Annotated in this window: 16 protein-coding genes; 7 read left to right on the top strand and 9 right to left on the bottom strand. The window is 63.1% G+C overall.

Going from position 1 to position 17,309, the window contains the following annotated elements; genetic code table 11:
- Positions 1–3 precede the first annotated feature (3 nt).
- Positions 4–1,437: a PLP-dependent aminotransferase family protein gene (locus tag PspTeo4_RS03645; RefSeq protein WP_322362360.1), complete on the top strand. Its 1,434-nt coding sequence runs from the start codon at positions 4–6 to the stop codon at positions 1,435–1,437.
- On the opposite strand, the gene PspTeo4_RS03640 is transcribed toward PspTeo4_RS03645, so the two are convergent.
- Both PspTeo4_RS03640 and PspTeo4_RS03635 read right to left on the bottom strand, forming a co-directional pair.
- A complete protein-coding gene (locus tag PspTeo4_RS03640) occupies positions 1,430–2,626 on the bottom strand; it encodes a CynX/NimT family MFS transporter (RefSeq protein WP_322362358.1) in 1,197 nt (398 codons plus the stop codon). The genes PspTeo4_RS03645 and PspTeo4_RS03640 overlap by 8 nt on opposite strands.
- Positions 2,623–3,081 carry a nucleoside deaminase gene (locus tag PspTeo4_RS03635; protein ID WP_322362357.1) on the bottom strand — a complete coding sequence of 153 codons (459 nt, stop codon included), beginning with the start codon at positions 3,079–3,081 and terminating at the stop codon, positions 2,623–2,625. Before PspTeo4_RS03635 ends, PspTeo4_RS03640 begins: the two co-directional genes overlap by 4 nt.
- Before the next feature lie 207 nt (positions 3,082–3,288).
- On the opposite strand from PspTeo4_RS03635, the gene PspTeo4_RS03630 reads away from it, so the two are divergent.
- On the top strand, positions 3,289–3,726 hold the full coding sequence (locus tag PspTeo4_RS03630; protein WP_322362356.1) for a carboxymuconolactone decarboxylase family protein: 438 nt from the start codon (positions 3,289–3,291) through the stop codon (positions 3,724–3,726).
- Positions 3,727–3,830: 104 nt separating this feature from the next.
- On the top strand, positions 3,831–5,360 hold the full coding sequence (locus PspTeo4_RS03625; protein WP_322362355.1) for a catalase: 1,530 nt from the start codon (positions 3,831–3,833) through the stop codon (positions 5,358–5,360).
- Between the two features lie 3 nt (positions 5,361–5,363).
- Here the strand turns inward: PspTeo4_RS03625 and PspTeo4_RS03620 are convergent, their stop codons facing one another.
- Complete coding sequence (locus tag PspTeo4_RS03620) at positions 5,364–6,380, bottom strand: AraC family transcriptional regulator (RefSeq protein ID WP_322362354.1); 1,017 nt, start codon at positions 6,378–6,380, stop codon at positions 5,364–5,366.
- Between the two features lie 170 nt (positions 6,381–6,550).
- On the opposite strand from PspTeo4_RS03620, the gene PspTeo4_RS03615 reads away from it, so the two are divergent.
- From PspTeo4_RS03615 to PspTeo4_RS03605, 3 genes are read left to right on the top strand one after another with little or no spacing between them, the layout of a single operon-like run.
- The gene (locus PspTeo4_RS03615) at positions 6,551–7,735 is read left to right on the top strand and encodes an acetyl-CoA C-acyltransferase family protein (protein ID WP_322362353.1); all 1,185 of its coding nucleotides are present in this window, start codon (positions 6,551–6,553) and stop codon (positions 7,733–7,735) included.
- A gap of 11 nt (positions 7,736–7,746) precedes the next feature.
- A complete protein-coding gene (locus PspTeo4_RS03610) occupies positions 7,747–8,595 on the top strand; it encodes a 3-hydroxybutyryl-CoA dehydrogenase (RefSeq protein WP_322362352.1) in 849 nt (282 codons plus the stop codon).
- Positions 8,596–8,607: 12 nt separating this feature from the next.
- Positions 8,608–9,189, top strand: a complete 582-nt coding sequence (locus PspTeo4_RS03605) for a TetR/AcrR family transcriptional regulator (RefSeq protein WP_322362351.1) — start codon at positions 8,608–8,610, stop codon at positions 9,187–9,189.
- Positions 9,190–9,315: 126 nt separating this feature from the next.
- On the opposite strand, the gene PspTeo4_RS03600 is transcribed toward PspTeo4_RS03605, so the two are convergent.
- The 5 genes from PspTeo4_RS03600 to PspTeo4_RS03580 are packed head-to-tail and all read right to left on the bottom strand — an operon-like array spanning position 9,316 to position 15,815.
- Positions 9,316–9,693, bottom strand: coding sequence for a response regulator (locus PspTeo4_RS03600; protein ID WP_322362349.1), 378 nt, complete (start codon positions 9,691–9,693; stop codon positions 9,316–9,318).
- A 44-nt stretch (positions 9,694–9,737) separates the two neighbouring features.
- Positions 9,738–10,964, bottom strand: a complete 1,227-nt coding sequence (locus PspTeo4_RS03595) for a hybrid sensor histidine kinase/response regulator (protein ID WP_322362348.1) — start codon at positions 10,962–10,964, stop codon at positions 9,738–9,740.
- Entirely contained in the window at positions 10,961–11,533 is a 573-nt protein-coding gene (locus PspTeo4_RS03590) for a chemotaxis protein CheB (protein WP_322362347.1), read from the bottom strand. Before PspTeo4_RS03590 ends, PspTeo4_RS03595 begins: the two co-directional genes overlap by 4 nt.
- A complete protein-coding gene (locus PspTeo4_RS03585; RefSeq protein ID WP_322362346.1) occupies positions 11,530–12,351 on the bottom strand; it encodes a protein-glutamate O-methyltransferase CheR in 822 nt (273 codons plus the stop codon). The genes PspTeo4_RS03590 and PspTeo4_RS03585 overlap by 4 nt, the downstream gene beginning before the upstream one ends.
- Positions 12,348–15,815, bottom strand: coding sequence for a response regulator (locus PspTeo4_RS03580; protein ID WP_322362345.1), 3,468 nt, complete (start codon positions 15,813–15,815; stop codon positions 12,348–12,350). The genes PspTeo4_RS03585 and PspTeo4_RS03580 overlap by 4 nt, the downstream gene beginning before the upstream one ends.
- Positions 15,816–16,068: 253 nt before the next feature.
- Here PspTeo4_RS03580 and PspTeo4_RS03575 point away from each other — a divergent pair, with 253 nt between their 5' ends.
- Complete coding sequence (locus PspTeo4_RS03575; protein WP_322362344.1) at positions 16,069–16,419, top strand: response regulator; 351 nt, start codon at positions 16,069–16,071, stop codon at positions 16,417–16,419.
- Positions 16,420–16,450: 31 nt separating this feature from the next.
- Here PspTeo4_RS03575 and cobF read toward each other — a convergent pair whose 3' ends face one another.
- Positions 16,451–17,200, bottom strand: a complete 750-nt coding sequence (gene cobF / locus PspTeo4_RS03570) for a precorrin-6A synthase (deacetylating) (RefSeq protein WP_322362343.1) — start codon at positions 17,198–17,200, stop codon at positions 16,451–16,453.
- Positions 17,201–17,309 lie beyond the last annotated feature (109 nt).

The raw sequence follows: 17,309 nt of genomic DNA, 5'->3' as shown, positions 1-17,309 counted from the left end.
ACCATGGAATTGCACATCCGCCTGGACGGCCGCAAAGGCTTGGCCGACCAGCTCTACCAGCAACTGCGCGCTGGCATCGACAGTGGTCACCTGGCCGCAGGCACCCAGCTGCCGCCAACCCGGCTGCTGGCCGAGCAACTGGGGGTGTCACGCAAGACCGTGGCCGAAGCCTACTCACGCCTGACCTACGACAACCTGCTCAGTGGCGTGGTGGGCCGAGGCACCTTCATCACCCCGCGCCAACCGGTCAGCGCGAACGATATGCACGCCATCCCCCTGGCCGCTGCCGACTCACTGCAGCGCTGGCAGCAGCGGGCCACGGTGCTCGCCAGGCGTACCCTGGAAGCGCCTTCGCGCTATGATTTCGTCGGCGGGGCGTCGAGCAAGGCACAGTTTCCCTTCGACCAGTGGCGCAGTTGCCTGAACTACGCGCTACGCCGCAGCCAGCGCCACCCCGAGCGGCAATTCCCGGCCCAGGGGCTGCCTGAGCTGCGTGAAGCCATCGCCCACCACATCGCCTACGCCCGTGGCGTGCACTGCAGTGCGGCGGATGTGCTGGTTTGCAACGGCGCCCAGCAAGCCTTGGACCTGATCGCCCGCGTGCTGATAGAGCCGGGTTGCCAGGTGGCCATGGAAGACCCCGGCTATCCGCCGGCACGGCAACTGTTCCTGGCTCTGGGCGCACGCCTGCAATCGGTACCGGTGGATGATCAAGGCATGTGCGTCGAGCAGATCGCCGATGGCACGCGACTGATCTATGTCACCCCTTCGCATCAGTTTCCCTTAGGGATGCCCATGAGCGAAGGCCGGCGTCAGGCTTTGCTGGCACGCGCCGCAGCGCTTGGCGCGCTGATCATCGAAGACGACTACGACTGCGAATTCCGCTATCACGGCCCTGCTTCGGACGCCCTGCAGCGCCTGGACCGACACGGCCTGGTGGCCTATGTCGGGACCTTCTCCAAGACCTTGCTGCCCGAGCTGCGCCTGGGCTATGCGGTGCTGCCGGCCGCCGTACTGCAAGCGGCCTGCGTGGCCAAGCACCTGACCGACTGGCACAGCCCGACGCTGCTGCAGTGGGCGTTGGCGCGTTTCATCGGCGAAGGCCACCTCAACAAGCACATCCGCCGCTGCCACGAAATCTACAGCGCCCGGCGCGAGCGTATCCTGTCACGGCTGGAGGGTGACCTGGCCCCGTGGTTTCAGGCTGTGCCCGCCAGCGCCGGCTTTCACCTCAGCGCGCTGGCGCGGCCAGAGGTGGACGTGGAACTGTTGGCCAACTTGGCCCGCAAGGTGGAAGTGGGCCTTTACTCATTGGCCCCCTTCTATCACGAAGCCCCGGTACGCCCTGGGTTGTTGATGGGCTTCGGTGCGATCGAGCTGCTGGACATCGACCCGGCCCTGGACCGGGTCGTCGACACCCTGCAGCGCCTCAGCTGACCGCAGGCGCCTGCTTGGCCTGGCCCGGTCGGGTGATGGCGGCGGCATAGCCGCGCGGGGCGAAGCACAGCGTCACCAGCAGCATCGCCAGCACGGTAACTGCCAGCAATGTCCAGGACGCCTGGAAATCGCCGCTCACATCACGCAACCAACCGGTGATGTAGGGCACGATACCGGTGATGATGAAGCCGATCCCCTGCACGAAGGACGCCAGGCTGCCCGCCTCGGCCGGGCTCTTGAGGTGTTCCAGGGTCAAGGTCAGGCTCAGGCTGAAGCACGCGCCCAGGCCAAAGCCAATCATTGCCACCCAGGCTCCTGTGGCCAACGTCGGCGCCAGCAACAGCCCCAGGAAACCGACCAGCTGAATCGACAAGGCCAGCCACAGCCCTGGGCGCCGATCGAACCAGCGGCGCAACAGCAAAGGCAGCCCCAAGGCACCCGCCACCTGGAAAATCGTCATCAGCCCCACCAGGTCGCCACCGCCCTGCGCCGTGCCACCGTGCTCCAGGTGATACGCCGGCAGCCAAGCAACCATGCTGGTGTATCCACCGTTGATCAGCCCGAAGTACAGCGCCAACAACCAGGCCCGACGGTTGCCGAACCAGTGACCTCCTTCTGCCCCGTCCAGTTTCGGTGCGTCCCGGCGGGGGCGCAGCGCCGCCCAGGCGATGACCGCCAGCAGCGCTGGAATCGCCCATAGCCCCAGGCCTGCCTGCCAGCGGCCGAAGTAGCCACTCAGATGCGGCCCGAGCACCGCCGCCAGGCCCCCACCGCTCATCAGCGCCGCCGAGTACAGCCCCATGGTCGCTGCCAGGCGGCCTGGGAACCAGCGGTTGACCAACCCCGGCATCATGCCCTGGACCACGGCCACGCCAAGCCCGGCCAGCACCGCACTGGCGATCAACGCCGCGGCGCTGCCCAGTTGCAGGCGCCACAGGCACGCCAGGGCAATGGCCGACAGCCCGGCCAGCATGCCACCGTGTTCACTGAGCCAACGCCGCAGCCAAGGCTGCAGCAATGGCACCAGCCCCATGCACAGCACCGGCAGCGCCGTCAGCAACGCCGCCTGTTGGTAGCCCAGGCCAGTACTTTCACGCATCGGTTCGAGCAGCGGGCCGATACTGGTCAGGATGGGCCGCAGGTTCAATGCCAGCAGCACCACCAGCAACAGGTTCAATGCGCCCCTCATTGCCCGTTGGCCTGCTTCCACTGAAGGTAAAGGCCGGCTTCACCGTCAGGCTTGAAGGGGCGCAGCGGCAAGCTCTGCTGTTGTGGCGGCCGGGCCATCTGGGCGTAGACAGTCGCCGTGGACAGGCCATAGGGCTCGCCTTCGTCGTTGTCATAGGCGAACCAGGCGCGCTCGATGCCGCACAGGTGCATGGCAGCCAGGCACATCGGGCACGGGTGGCCGCTGGCATAGATTTCGGCCCCCTCCAGGCGCGCCTGGCCCAAAACCTGGGCCGCCTGGCGGATGGCCTGCATTTCGGCATGGGTGGTCGGGTCCTGGGTGCTGTGGATCTCGTTGACGGCGCGGGCCACCACGTTGCCCTGATACACCAGCACGGCGCCGAAGGGCCTGCCGCCGGCCTGGATATTGGCGCGGGCCAGGTCGAGGGCTTCGCGCATGTAACGTTCTTCGGGCATGAACAAGTACTCCTGATGCAAGACCTGATCATTATCCCGGCAGACGCTTGCTGGCTGAAATGAAGAGATTGGATGCTTGTCAGTGGCCAGCCAAATGGGACCATTGGCCTCCTGTGAAAGCACGGCATTGGCTATCGGGTCAACGCACGGGCAGCGCTAAGGTAACTCCATGTCCACACACCTTCAGCCTTGAACTCGGAGATTGTCATGCACGAGCGTATCGAATGGGCCAAAGCGGCCCCGGAAGCCTACAAAGCCATGGTCGGCCTGGAACAGGCCCTGGCCAAGAGCGGCCTGGAGAACTCACTGCTGGAACTGGTGCGCCTGCGCGCATCGCAAATCAACGGCTGCGCCTACTGCGTCAACATGCACGCCAATGACGCCCGCAAGGCCGGCGAAACCGAAGCACGCCTGCAAACGCTGAGCGTGTGGCGCGAAACCCGCTATTTCACGCCACGCGAACGGGCGGCACTGGCCTGGGTCGAAAGCCTGACCCGCCTGCCCGAACACGGCGCCCCACAGTCGGAATACGAAGCCTTGTTCGAGCACTTCGAAGCCAATGAAGTGGCCAACCTGACGCTGGCGATCGCCACCATCAATGCCTGGAACCGCTTCGGCGTGGGGTTCGCGATGGTGCCGGCCTGACCTGCGAGCAGTGAAGATTCACACAAGCCCATGTGACCTCGCCGACGGTACAAGGGCTATGGGATGAATAGCATCGGGAGCTCCATCAACCACCGAGCACGCCCATGCCAGCCATACGCCCGAGCCATCCTTTACTGCCATTGCTGTGTGCCGCGCTGTTGGTCAGCGGCCCTCTGCAAGCCGCACCATTGACCCGAGACAATGGTGCGGCGGTCGGCGACAACCAGCACTCGCAAACCGCCGGCGCTGCCGGCCCTACCCTGCTGCAAGATGTTCAGCTGATTCAGAAGCTGCAGCGCTTCGACCGCGAACGTACCCCTGAACGCGTCGTACACGCCCGCGGCACCGGCGCCCACGGCGAGTTCACGGCGTTTGAGGACTTATCCGCACTGACCATGGCGCCACTGTTCACCCCCGGCGAGAAAACACCGGTTTTCGTGCGCTTCTCCTCGGTCATCCATGGCCTGCATTCACCGGAAACCTTGCGTGACCCGCGCGGCTTCGCCACCCGTTTCTACACCAGCACCGGCAACTGGGACCTGGTAGGCAACAACTTCCCGACGTTCTTCATCCGCGACGCAATCAAGTTTCCCGACATGGTTCATGCCTTCAAACCCGACCCTCGCCACAATCTCGGTAACGATGCACGGCGCTTCGACCTGTTGTCGCACATGCCCGAGGCGACCCGCACGTTGACACTGCTCTACTCCAACGAAGGCACGCCCAAAAGCTACCGACACATGGATGGCAACAGCGTTCACGCCTACAAGTTCATCAATGCCAAGGGCGAAGCCACCTATGTGAAGTTTCGCTGGAAGAGCCTGCAAGGCCGTGAAAACCTCAACCCCAAAAGCGTGGAGCAGATCCAGGGTAAAAACTTCAGCCACATGACCGAGGACCTGGTAACGGCCATCGACAGGGGCGAGTACCCCAAGTGGGACCTCTATATCCAGACCCTTGAGCCAGAGCAACTGGACGGTTTCGACTTCGACCCGCTGGACGCCACGAAAATCTGGCCCAATGTACCTGAGCGCCGCGTGGGGCAGATGGTGCTGAACCGCAATGTCGGCAATTTCTTCCAGGAAACCGAGCAGGTCGCCCTGGCGCCGTCCAACCTGATCGCGGATATCGAACCCTCGGAGGACCGCTTGTTGCAGGGCCGCCTGTTCTCCTATGCCGACACCCAGATGTATCGGGTAGGCGCCAATGCCAACAGCCTGCCGATCAACCAGCCCCGGGCAGCGGTCAGCAATGGCAACCAGGACGGCGCGCTCAACCCAGGCCGCACCCGCAGCATGGTCAACTACCAACCCAGCCGTTTGCAGCCGCGCACCACCAGCGAGTCGGCGCGCTACAGCCAATTGCCCTTGAGCGGCACGACCCAACAACAGGGCATCGCCCGAGCGCAAAACTTCAAACAGGCGGGTGAACTCTATCGCGCCTACTCCAAGAGCGAGCAGCGTGACCTGGTCAACAGCTTCGGCCAATCGTTGGCGGCAGCCGATGACGAAAGCAAGCACATCATCCTGTCGTACCTCTACAAGGCCGATGTCGACTATGGCACCGCGGTCACCAAGGTGGCCAAGGGCGATATCAGGCAAGTCAAGATACTGGCCGCGAGCCTGCAGGATTAGCCGTCAGCGGGCGCGCCCTCCCAGGCGTGCCCGGTAACTGCCCGGGCTTTGCCCGGTCCATTTCTTGAACGCCCGGTGGAACGCACTGGGCTCCTGAAAGCCGGCCTGCTCGGCAATTTCGGCAATGCTCAAAGTGCCTTCGCGCAAGCGCTCGAAGGCCATGGCACGGCGCACCTCATCCTTGATCTGCTGGTACGAGCGCCCTTCCCGCTCCAATTGCCGACGGAAAGTGCTGGCACTGATACCGTGCTGTTCAGCCAGCGCCGCCAGTGTCGGCCACTGCCCGTAACCCCGGGCGCGCAGGTGGCGATACACCTCGGCCACCAGGCCGTTCTGGTTGCGAAAGCGGATCACCAGCCCTTGGGGGGCGCTACGCAGGAAGGTTTTCAGGCCGGCCAGGTCCTGTACCACTGGCAGGCGCAGCCAGGCGCTGTCGAACTCCACTTCGGTACGGCCGCTGCCCAGGCGCAGGTCTGGCCCCCATAGCAACAAATCGTCCTCCTGGGCCGGGCGCGCCACCGCAAGCTCGGTGCGGTCGATGGCGATGCGCTGGCCGGCCAGCCAGCACGACAGGCCAATCATCAGCACCAGGAAGGTTTCCTCGGCGTACACCCGGGTCAAAGGGTCGACGATGTTCGACTGTACGCTGATCACCGCCCGACCACCGCGCACCGTCAAGCTGCCGTGCAGGTCACGCAGGAACAGGCTGAAATTGGCCATGCACTGGCGCAAGGCTTTTTCCAGGTTCGGTTCCTGAATCAGCCCACGGCAGATCAGGGCAAAACTGCCCAGCGGCATGCCGTGGCTATCCAGATGGAAAAACTCGTCATCCAGCAGTTGAATCAGCTCAAGCCACAGCTGCGCGAAGGCCTTGGCTGGCACCCGCGCCTGGGGCTGGCCGAGCAGCGACGGGTCGATGCCTACGGCGCGCAGACGCGCATCACGCTCGCCTGGGCGATCACGCAGGGCATGGAGCATGGCATTGAGAAAGTACACCGCGACCGAATCGCTTTCGCGCATGGCGTGTTTCGCTGTCTATGCTGAGTGGCAAAAAGTGCCAGGTTGACTGAACAGTTCCGGCATAGGCTCAAGCACGGCCTTTGCCTAGACTCGGACTTAACTCACGGATCGCCGGCCATTCTCGCAGAGCCTGGCCCGGTCCCGCCATGCCTTCGCAATCGGAGCCCCTTATGAGCAGCGCAGAAATCTACGTCGTCAGTGCCGTCCGTTCAGCCATCGGTGGTTTTGGTGGTTCCCTCAAGGACCTGCCACTGGCCGACCTGGCCACCGCCGTGACCCGTGCCGCCATCGAGCGCTCGGGCGTGGCCGCCGAGCAGATCGGCCACCTGGTGATGGCCAACGTCATCCCGACTGAAGCGCGCGACGCCTACCTCAGCCGGGTTGCGGCGATGAACGCGGGCCTGCCCAAGGAAACCCCGGCGTTCAACGTCAACCGCCTGTGCGGCTCGGGCCTGCAGGCCATCGTTTCCGCGGCCCAGGGCCTGTTGCTGGGCGATTCTGAAGTCGCCGTGGCCGCCGGTGCCGAGTCGATGAGCCGTGGCCCATACCTGCTGCCACAAGCGCGCTGGGGCGCACGCATGGGCGACCTGCAAGGCATCGACTATACCGTCGGCGTGCTGCATGACCCCTTCGAACACTTCCACATGGGCATCACCGCCGAAAACGTCGCAGCAAAAGATGGCATCACCCGCCAGATGCAGGATGAACTGGCCCTGACCAGCCAGCGCCGCGCCGCCCGCGCCATCTCCGAAGGCCGCTTCGATAGCCAGATCGTCCCGCTGGAGCTGAAGACCCGCAAAGGCAGCGTGCAATTCAGCGTCGACGAACATGTGCGTAGCGAGGTGACCGCCGAGCAACTGGCCGGCATGAAACCTGTGTTCAAGAAGGACGGTACCGTCACTGCCGGCAACGCCAGCGGCATCAACGATGGTGCGGCCGGCCTGGTGCTGGCGACTGGTGAGGCGGTACGCCGCCTGGGCCTGAAGCCGCTGGCACGCCTGGTGGCCTACGCCCACGCCGGTGTCGAACCGGAACTGATGGGCCTGGGCCCGATTCCGGCCACCCGCAAAGTGCTGCAGAAGGCCGGCCTGAATGTCAGTGACCTGGACGTGATCGAGTCCAACGAAGCCTTCGCTGCCCAGGCCTGCGCCGTGGCGCGTGCGCTGGACTTCGACCCGGAGAAGGTCAACCCGAACGGTTCGGGCATTTCCCTCGGCCACCCGGTGGGCGCCACCGGGGCGATCATCGCCACCAAGGCCATCCATGAACTGCAGCGCATCCAAGGCCGTTACGCCCTGGCCACCATGTGCATCGGTGGCGGCCAAGGCATCGCCGTTGTCTTCGAGCGCGTCTGAGGGGGCCGAACATGAGCATTGAACAGATCGCCGTGATCGGCGCAGGCACCATGGGCAACGGCATCGCGCAGGTGTGCGCGGTGGCGGGTTATCAGGTGCTGCTGGTGGACGTTTCCGATGCAGCGCTGGAGCGCGGTGTAACGACCCTGGGCAAGAACCTCGAACGCCAGGTCAACAAAGGCACCCTGACCGCCGACCAGGCCCAGGGCGCGAAGACGCGTATCCGCACCAGCACCGACTACGCCCAGCTGAGCGGCGCGCAGTTGGTGATCGAGGCGGCCACCGAGAACCTGCAGCTCAAGCAGCGCATCCTTCAGCAGGTGGCCGCCAATGTGGCGGCCGACTGCCTGATCGCCACCAACACCTCGTCGCTGTCGGTCACCCAACTGGCCGCGTGCATCGAGCACCCGGAGCGCTTCATCGGCGTGCACTTCTTCAACCCGGTGCCGATGATGGCGCTGGTGGAGATCATCCGTGGCCTGCAGACCAGCGACAGCACCTATGCGCAGGCCCTGGTGGTCACCGAGAAACTGGGCAAGACGCCGATCACCGCTGGCAACCGCCCAGGCTTCGTGGTCAACCGTATTCTGGTGCCAATGATCAACGAGGCGATTTTCGTGCGCCAGGAAGGCCTGGCCAGCGCCGAGGACATCGATACCGGCATGCGCCTGGGCTGCAACCAGCCCATCGGCCCGCTGGCGCTGGCCGACCTGATTGGCCTGGATACCTTGCTGGCGATCATGGAGGCCTTCCACGAGGGCTTCAACGACAGCAAGTACCGCCCTGCTCCGCTGCTCAAGGAAATGGTCGCGGCCGGTTGGCTGGGGCGCAAGAGCGGCCGCGGCTTCTTCACCTACTGAGGAACGAGCGCCATGCCCCCAGTCACTGCCGCAATGCGCTGTAGCAACTTTGAAGAGCGACGTGACAGGGCCATGGCACTGTTCGCCGAAAAGGGTTTCGGGCAGGTCAGCATGCGCGAACTCGCGGCGCACGTGGGGCTGACCGCAGGTTCGCTGTATCACCACTTCCCCAGCAAGCAGGACCTGCTGTACGACTTGATCGAAGAGTTGTACGAGGAACTGCAGGCAACTCTGGATCAGGGGCGCCGGGCCATGGCCCGGGGGGCATCGGCGCTGTCGTGCCTGATTGCCGCGCACTGGGAGCTGCACGCGCAACGGCCCATGCAGTTTCGCCTGGCAGAACGCGACTTCTGTTGCCTGAGCGAAGAGCAACAGGCCCGTTTGAGCGTGCTGCGCAAGCGCTATGAGGCTGGATTGCTGCGCCTGATCGCGCCACGGGCGACGTTGTCGGGGGAGGCTTTGGCGGCGACGGCCCATGTGCTGGCGACGTTGCTCAACCAGTTGCCGGGGCTTTTGCAGGGCTTGCCGCAGGAGCAGGGGTTGGGGTTGATGGAGAACCTGCTGGTGGGGGGGATTGAGCGTACTTTGCGTTAGCCCAATGTTTTTATGATCCATGTGCCGGCCTCTTCGCGGGTAAACCCGCTCCCACAGGATCAGCACAGTTTCAAGCGCTGTGCTGATCCTGTGGGAGCGGGTTTACCCGCGAAGAGGCCCGTAGCATCAGCGCAACAGCACCTGAATCTGGTCACGCAGCGTATCCAGGTCAAACGGCTTGGCCAGAATCGGCGCCTTGCGCGCGATCGGGCTGCCCGATTCGAGAATCTCCGCCGGGTACCCGCTGATGAAGATGACCTTCAGGTCCGGTCGCAATTTCACTGCCGGTTCAGCGATTTCCACCCCGGAGATCCCGCCTGGCAGACGAAAATCGGTCACCATCAAATCCAGGTGCGGCTTGCTCGCCAGAATGGCGAACGCCTGCTCACCGTCCTCGGCCACCAGCACGTGGTAGCCCTCGCCTGCCAGGTAATCGCGCAGGATCATGCGAATCGCCGGTTCGTCCTCGACGATCAGAACCACATCTTGTGCATCTTCACTCATGACAACGCCTTGAAATTCTTTAAGTTGGCCATCTGACCCCTGGCTCAGGCAGAGGTTGCCCGCAGCGGGTCGTTTTGTTCGGTCCTGTGCGCCAGCGGCAATTGCACACTGAAGGTGGCACCCTGGCCCTCTTCGCTGTCAACCAGAATTCGTCCGCCATGGGCTTGAACGATCTGTTCGGAAATATACAGCCCCAAGCCCAACCCACCACTGGCCTGCTGCGCGGCAACCCGCTCGAACTGCTGGAAAATTCGTTGCTGGTTGGCCGCGCTGACCCCAATACCCTGGTCCTGCACCTGCACCCAGGCCATGCCATCCTGGGCGAACACGCGCACCTGAACGGGGCGCCGCTCGCCGTAACGCAAGGCATTGGACAACAGGTTGGCTACCACTTGCTCAATCCGGAATTCGTCCCACTCCCCCTCCAAGGCTTCGCAGCGCAGCAGGTCGATATGCGTGTCCAGGGCCGCGGCCTGGGCCGCGAAGTTCTCGACCAGCCCACTGACCAGCTGGCCCAGGTCGAATGGTTTGGGCCGCAGCGACAACTTGCCAGTGCGAATGCGCGACACATCGAGCATGTCTTCGATCAACCGGATCAGGCTGTTGATCTGCCGCTCGTCGCGTTCGACCATGGCTTGCAGCTTGTCTGGGGTGAAAGCTTCGAGCTTGCCCCTTGCCAGGTGCATCCTGCGCAACTGGGTTTCAAGAATCAGGCCATTGAGCGGTGTGCGCACTTCGTGGGAGACAATCGACATGAAGTCGTCGCGCATGCGCACCGCACGCTCCAGCTCACCGCGGGCCGCCTGCAACTGGGCCAGCAGCACCTCCTGCTCCTGGCGGCTGCGCTCCAGGGCTTGCAGCTGGCGGTCGAGGACCTTGCGTTGGCGGAACAGGTCGACGAACACCGACACCTTGCTCTTGACCGCCAGGGTATCCAGCGGTTTGTGCAGAAAGTCCACGGCCCCGCTTTCATAGCCTTTGAACGCGTAGTTCATTTCACGGCCCGCAGCGCTGACGAACACGATGGGGATGTTCCGGGTCTTGTCGGTGCCGCGCATCAGCTCGGCCAGTTCGAAGCCGTTCATGCCCGGCATCTGCACATCGAGAATCGCCAGGGCGAACTCATGCTCGAGCAGCAGCGACAGCGCCGCCTCGGCCGACCGGGCCTGGTGCACTTCGCGGTCGTCGCCCTGAATCAGGGCATCGAGGGCCAGCAGGTTTTCCGGCAGGTCGTCGACGATCAGCAGCTTGGCGATGATGTTGCTAGTCATGCGCTGGGTTCCAGGTTCGCGAGCAACTGCTCGATACCGCTCAAAGTAAGGATCAGGTCTGGGCGATGCAGGGCCAATGCGGCCTCCGGCATCAACGCCACCTGTGCGTCGTCGGGGTCCTGGACCACGGTCCGGCCACCGCTCTGCTTGATGTAGGCAAGGCCCTCGGCGCCATCTTCATTGGCCCCGGTAAGCAGCACGCCGAGCAGCCCGGCGCCATAGGCGTCGGCTGCCGACATGAACAGAAAGTCTATCGACGGGCGAGAGAAATGCACCGGTGCCTCCTGGCTGAGCGAGAGGCTCAGGTCACGCTCGACCGACAGGTGATAACCGGGCCCTGCAACGTAGATCTGGCCGGGTTTGATGGCCTGCTTGTCACAAGCCTCGTGCACCGGCCGCTGCAGCCGCTGTTGCAGCACTTGCGCCAACTGGCTGTGGCGGTCACCTGGCAGGTGCAGCACGCACAGCACCGGTATGGCGAAGCGTTTGGGCAACGCGCCCAGCACCTGGATCAGCGCCGTGACGCCGCCCGCCGAGGCGCCGATGACTACCGCCTGCACGCCATTCATGATTTGCGGTAGATCCGTTCAGGCTTGACCAGCGGCTCGAACTGGTCGCTGTACGCCGAAAAATCCACCGATTCCTTGCTGCCCAGTATCAGAAAGCCCCTGTGGCACAAGGACTCGTGGAACAGGCCCAGGGCCCGGTCCTGCAGTTCCTTGTTGAAGTAGATCAGGACGTTGCGGCACGACACCAGCTGGGTTTCCGAGAACACGCTGTCGGTGGCCAGGCTGTGGTCGGCGAAAGTCACGTTCTCGCGCAGGCTGCTGTCCATGATGGCGTTGCCATAGGCTGCGGTGTAGTACTCGGAAAAATCCCGGCGCCCACCGGCCAGGCGGTAGTTTTCTTCATACTCGCGCATGCTCTGCATCGAGTAGATGCCCTGCTTGGCCTTGTCCAGCGAGTGCGGGTTGATGTCGGTGGCATACAGAATGGTGCGTTCGAGCAAGCCTTCCTCGCGCAGCAGGATGGCCATGGAATAGACCTCCTCGCCCGTGCTGCAACCGGCGATCCACACCTTGATCGAAGGCCAGGTGCGCAGCAGCGGCACGACCTCGTTGCGCAGCGCCAGGAAGTGCCCCGGGTCACGGAACATCTCGCTGACCGGAATCGTCAGGTACTGCAGCAACTGCATGAACATGCCAGGGTCGTGCAGCACCCGCTCCTGCAACGCCGAAACCGTCAGGCAGTCGAACTGGCGCAGTGCATGGAGGATCCGGCGCTTGATGGAAGCGCCGGAGTAATTGCGAAAGTCGTAGCTGTACTTGAGGTAGATCGCCTCGATCAGCAGCCGGATCTCGATGTCGGTGTTGCGTTCGCTAGTCAAATTCGCTCCAGTTGCGGCAGCCAGACACGAATCAGCGAGAACAGTCGGTCCAGGTCGATCGGTTTGGCCAGGTAATCATTGGCACCCGCCTGCAGGCAACGCTGCTGGTCGTCCTTCATTGCCTTGGCCGTCACGGCGATGATCGGCAGCTTGCGCCAGCGCGGCTGCTGGCGAATCAGCCGGGTGGCTTCGAAGCCGTCCATCTCCGGCATCATCACATCCATCAACACCAGGTCGATGTCATCGTTTTGCTCCAGGCGCTCGATGGCCTCGCGCCCGTTGCGGCCAATCTCGACAATTGCGCCCTTGTGCTCCAGGGCGCTGGTGAGCGCGAAGATATTGCGCACATCGTCGTCCACCAGCAACACCTTGCGCCCTTCGAAGACTTTGTCGCGGCTGCGCGCGGTCTTGAGCATGCGTTGGCGTTCGTGGGACAGCTGCGACTCGACCTTGTGCAGGAACAGCGTCACCTCGTCCAGCAGACGCTCCGGCGAGCGGGCACCCTTGATGATGATCGAACGCGAGTACTTGAGCAGGTCGGCTTCTTCCTCGCGGGTGAGGTTGCGTCCGGTATAGACGATCACTGGCGGGAAGCTGCGGATGTCCTCGCCGGTCATGCGCTTGAGCAGCTCGTTGCCTAGCATGTCTGGCAGCTTGAGGTCGATGATCATGCAGTCGTAGATGTTCTCGCGCAACAGCTCAAGGGCATCCTGGGCCATGGCAACGGCAGTGATTTCGACATCATCGTCGCCGATCAGCCGGGCAATGCTCTCGCGTTGCAGGTCATCGTCCTCCACCAACAGGATGTGCTTGAGCTTCTGGGTCAGCTTGGCTTCCAGGCGGGCGAACACCTCCTTGAGCTCATCGCGGCTGGTGGGCTTGACCGCGTACCCCACCGCGCCCATGTGCATGGCTGCCTCGACCCGGTCCTCCACCGAAATGATATGCACCGGAATGTGCCGGGTGATGGCCTGCTCCTTGAGACGCTGCAGCACGGTCAGGCCGGAGTGGTCGGGCAGGCGCATGTCCAGCAGGATGGCATCCGGGATGTACTGGGCGGCAAGCTCGAAGCCTTCGTCGGCGCCTTGCGCCACCAGGCAGCTGTAACCCAGTTCGTGGGCCAGGTCGAAGAGGATACGGGCGAAATTCGGCTCATCCTCGATCACCAGGATGCAGCGATTGCCGAACGGGGCGCGTTCACGGTCATCGTCGAAAGCGGGTAGCGGGCGTTTCGGCGCGCTGGGCAAGGTCACCTGGGGCGCCGGTGGCAGTGCATCCACCGCCGGGCGCAGGCTTTGCGGCTCGATCACCTGGGCCTGGGCCTCGAAGCGCTCAGGCAGGATCAGACTGAACACACTGCCCTGCCCTGGGCTGCTGTCGACGCTGATCTGCCCGCCGAGCAAGTGCGCCAGGTCACGGGAAATCGACAGGCCCAGGCCGGTACCACCAAAACGGCGGTTGCTGCTGCCATCGACCTGGTGGAAGGCACCGAAGATCGCCTGCTGCTGGTCGGCGGCAATGCCAATGCCGCTGTCGCGCACCGCGAAGACGATGCCAGTGCCGCGCTGGTGGCTGATGTCCAGGCTGACCTGGCCGTGGTCGGTGAACTTGATGGCATTGGACAGCAGGTTCTTGAGGATCTGCTCCAGGCGCTGGCGGTCGGTAAACAAGGTCGCCGGAATCTGCGGTTCGACCTGCACCGTGAAAGACAGCCCCTTGTTCTGGGCCAGCGGCAGGAACATGCCTTGCAGGCCTTCGACCAGGCGCTCGATCTGGGTGGTTTCGGGGCGTACTTCCAGCTTGCCGGCCTCGACCTTGGCGATGTCGAGGATATCGTTGATCAGGTTCAGCAGGTCGTTGCCGGCCGAATAGATCGACTCGGCGAACTTGACCTGCTCCTCGCTGAGGTTGCCCTCGCCGTTCTCGGAAAGCAGCTTGGCCAGAATCAGCGAACTGTTGAGCGGCGTGCGCAACTCGTGGGACATGTTGGCGAGAAACTCGGACTTGTACTTGCTCGAGCGCTGCAGGTCGTCGGCGCGGGCCTGCAGCTCTTGCTGGGCCTGGCTCAACTCATCGTTCTTGCGGTCCAGCGCCTCGGTTCGCTCGGACAGCTGCTCGTTGGTCTGCTCCAGTTCCGCCTGCTGGGTCTCCAAGTGGGCCTGGGACTCCTTGAGCACACGGGACTGCTCTTCGAGTTCCTCGTTGGCGGTCTTGAGTTCTTCCTGCTGCACCTGCAGCTCTTCGTTGAGCTGCTGGGTCTCGGCCAGCACCTCCTGCAGACGTTGACGATAACGGGCGCTTTCGATGGAGATGCCAAGGTTGCCGCCAACGCGCTCCAGCAACTCGTCATCGCGCACCTGCAACGGCCGCAGGAAGCCCAGCTCGATCACACCGTTGACCCGGCCATCGTCGCTGGCCGGCATCAGCAGTGCACTGCGCGGCAGGCCGCTGCCCAGGCCGGAACTCAGGCGGTAGTAATCCTCAGGCAAGTCCTCCAGGCGCAACAGGCGTCCCTCGCGCACGGCCTGGGCCAGCAGACCGTCATGGTCGCCCAGCACCTGTTCGCGGGCCTGCTCGTCGGCATCCAGGCCGTAGCTGGCCACGCGCAGCAGGCGGCCATGCTCGTCCCGCACGTACACCGCACCCACCACGCTGCCCAGGTACTTGGCAAAAAAGCGCAGGATATTGTCGCCCAGCATCGGCAGGGTCAGTTGCCCCAGCACCTGCTCGGCCAGCTGGGTCTGGCCGTTGCGCAGCCAGGCTTGATGCTCCAGGCGTTCAGCCGAGCGCTGCTGGGCCTTCAGGTTTTCGTTGTAGTTGTTGGACAGCGTGATCAGGTCGCGACGCCCCAGGAACGCCAGCAAGGCACTGAGGCCGACAATCAACAGCACAAAGGCGGTGATGGACGCGACCGTGATGTCGCTGACCTTCTCGTTACGGGTAAAACGCAGCTGCTGCTCAGTGGTGATCAGCGTATCGAACTCGCTGCGAATTTCATCGGTGATCCGTTTTCCCCGCCCCTTGCCAATCGAAGCCTGATAGTTGCCGCCATTGCGACGCAGGTCGATCATCTCGCCGGCAAATTCATTCCAGGCCTGCTGCAGGCCAATCAGCCGGTCGATGCGGTCGACCTGTTGCGGGTTATCCTCGACCATCGCCCGCAAGCCTTGCAGGCTGCTGAAGATACGAGGCTTGGCCACCTCATAGGGGTCGAGAAAACGCTCTTCACCGGCAATCAGGTAGCCGCGCATGCCCGTTTCCATATCAACAGACAGCTTGAGCGTTTCATTGGCATTGCCAATCACCCGGTCGGTGTGTTCGACCCATTGCATGGCCGACAGCAGGTAGTTGATCACCGCGACGAAGGCCACGGCGCCCAACAGGCCTACGCCCAGAGGCAGGCCAATGTTGCGGGCCAACAGTTTGCGAAAGCTTTTCTGGTCCATCGAGGCTGCCTGAGTCATCTGATAACGCCCGAGCGAAATGAAGTCCATTGAACGGTGTAGCGGCCAGTGCCAGTCATTGCCCGCCGCTTTGCTCACCGGTTACAGCGAGTCTAACCAGCTTTGCCGGGTCTGGCAGGGCATTTAGCCAGTATTTGAAGGTAACAGGCACGAATCGTTCCCTCGAATCGAGTCGGTCGGTATCCTCGGGGGAACTTCTATCATTGCCTGACGCACAGAATAGAGTCATTCCCCAATCTACAGGACCCGAACCATGCATTTACTGGTAGTCGAAGACGACGACATCGTACGCATGCTGATAGTCGAAGTGCTCGACGAACTGGGCTACACGATCATTGAAGCGGCGGATGCCGCTGCGGCCCTGCGGGTGCTCGAAGACCCAGGTCAAGCGCTGGACTTGCTGATGACCGACGTCGGCCTGCCGGACATGCGCGGCGAAGAACTGGCGGCCAAGGCCCGCGAAATCAGGCCCTTGCTGCCGGTGCTGTTTGCCAGTGGCTATGCCGAGAGCTTCGATGTGCCTGAGGGCATGCACATGATCGGCAAGCCGTTCAGCATCGACCAGTTGCGTGACAAGGTGATGGCAATTCTGAGCGCTCCATGATGTGACATCTCCCGTGAACAGTGACGCCCAGTCATGGCTCCCGGCGCAACAAGTAGGTATCCATGATCCACCCCTTGCGCAACCGTTCTCGCTCGCGCACCTGAAGAATCTGCCCTTTCACCTCCCGCAACCGCCCAGCAATCAGGACCTCGTCCTCGGTACCCAGGTAGGCACCCCAGTAAATCATCAACTCGGGGTCATCGAGCGCGGCAAACGCACACTGGCCATCGAGCATGACCACAACATTGTCGATCCGCGCCTGTTCGGCCAGACGACGCCCAGGAAGCACCGTCAAAGGCTCGCCGATACGGTTAAGCGGAATCTTGTGACTGGCCGCCAAGGCCTGGACGCTGCTAATGCCTGGGATGACTTCCAGCGTCAGCGCCACACCGTGCTGGCGAACCCGGTCAAGGATGCGCAGAGTACTGTCATAAAGCGTCGGATCGCCCCACAACAGAAACGCACCTACATCGCCAGGGTGCAACGCAGAGCGTAATGTGCGCGCATACAGCTGTGCGCGCTGCTCGTGCCAACTCTGTACTCCCGCAACATAGTCGGCGGCCTGGTCATCGCGCTCCGGGTCATCCATCAACACCAGGCGATAACTGCCGGCCGTGGCATGACGCTCAAGAATACGCTTGCGCAACTGCACCAACTCATCTTTGCCCGCACCCTTTTCCAGCACAAAGATGACGTTGGCACGTTTGAGTGCATCAACGGCCTGCAGCGTAATCTGACGCGGATCACCCGCCCCTATTCCGATCAGCAGAAGTGTGTGCATCGTCTTCACCGCCGAGTTTTCCAAATAATAGGTGGATACTCACGCGAGGACGAAGTGCGAACTTTTCGTTCGACCAACAGGCGTCGGCCTGTTGCCAAGCCCTGACAAC

It is taken from the genome of Pseudomonas sp. Teo4, from assembly GCF_034387475.1.
GTDB lineage: Bacteria > Pseudomonadota > Gammaproteobacteria > Pseudomonadales > Pseudomonadaceae > Aquipseudomonas.
Note: the sequence above shows the minus strand (reverse complement) of the source record. Positions and strands in the feature narration are given on the sequence as shown.

Excerpts from the sequence above, each read along its gene's own strand:
- PspTeo4_RS03645 (WP_322362360.1), top strand. The coding sequence starts at position 4 with ATGGAATTGCACATCCGCCTGGACGGCCGCAAAGGCTTGGCCGACCAG.
- PspTeo4_RS03640 (WP_322362358.1), bottom strand. The coding sequence starts at position 2,626 with ATGAGGGGCGCATTGAACCTGTTGCTGGTGGTGCTGCTGGCATTGAAC.
- PspTeo4_RS03635 (WP_322362357.1), bottom strand. The coding sequence starts at position 3,081 with ATGCCCGAAGAACGTTACATGCGCGAAGCCCTCGACCTGGCCCGCGCC.
- PspTeo4_RS03630 (WP_322362356.1), top strand. The coding sequence starts at position 3,289 with ATGCACGAGCGTATCGAATGGGCCAAAGCGGCCCCGGAAGCCTACAAA.
- PspTeo4_RS03625 (WP_322362355.1), top strand. The coding sequence starts at position 3,831 with ATGCCAGCCATACGCCCGAGCCATCCTTTACTGCCATTGCTGTGTGCC.
- PspTeo4_RS03620 (WP_322362354.1), bottom strand. The coding sequence starts at position 6,380 with ATGCGCGAAAGCGATTCGGTCGCGGTGTACTTTCTCAATGCCATGCTC.
- PspTeo4_RS03615 (WP_322362353.1), top strand. The coding sequence starts at position 6,551 with ATGAGCAGCGCAGAAATCTACGTCGTCAGTGCCGTCCGTTCAGCCATC.
- PspTeo4_RS03610 (WP_322362352.1), top strand. The coding sequence starts at position 7,747 with ATGAGCATTGAACAGATCGCCGTGATCGGCGCAGGCACCATGGGCAAC.
- PspTeo4_RS03605 (WP_322362351.1), top strand. The coding sequence starts at position 8,608 with ATGCCCCCAGTCACTGCCGCAATGCGCTGTAGCAACTTTGAAGAGCGA.
- PspTeo4_RS03600 (WP_322362349.1), bottom strand. The coding sequence starts at position 9,693 with ATGAGTGAAGATGCACAAGATGTGGTTCTGATCGTCGAGGACGAACCG.
- PspTeo4_RS03595 (WP_322362348.1), bottom strand. The coding sequence starts at position 10,964 with ATGACTAGCAACATCATCGCCAAGCTGCTGATCGTCGACGACCTGCCG.
- PspTeo4_RS03590 (WP_322362347.1), bottom strand. The coding sequence starts at position 11,533 with ATGAATGGCGTGCAGGCGGTAGTCATCGGCGCCTCGGCGGGCGGCGTC.
- PspTeo4_RS03580 (WP_322362345.1), bottom strand. The coding sequence starts at position 15,815 with ATGACTCAGGCAGCCTCGATGGACCAGAAAAGCTTTCGCAAACTGTTG.
- PspTeo4_RS03575 (WP_322362344.1), top strand. The coding sequence starts at position 16,069 with ATGCATTTACTGGTAGTCGAAGACGACGACATCGTACGCATGCTGATA.
- cobF (WP_322362343.1), bottom strand. The coding sequence starts at position 17,200 with ATGCACACACTTCTGCTGATCGGAATAGGGGCGGGTGATCCGCGTCAG.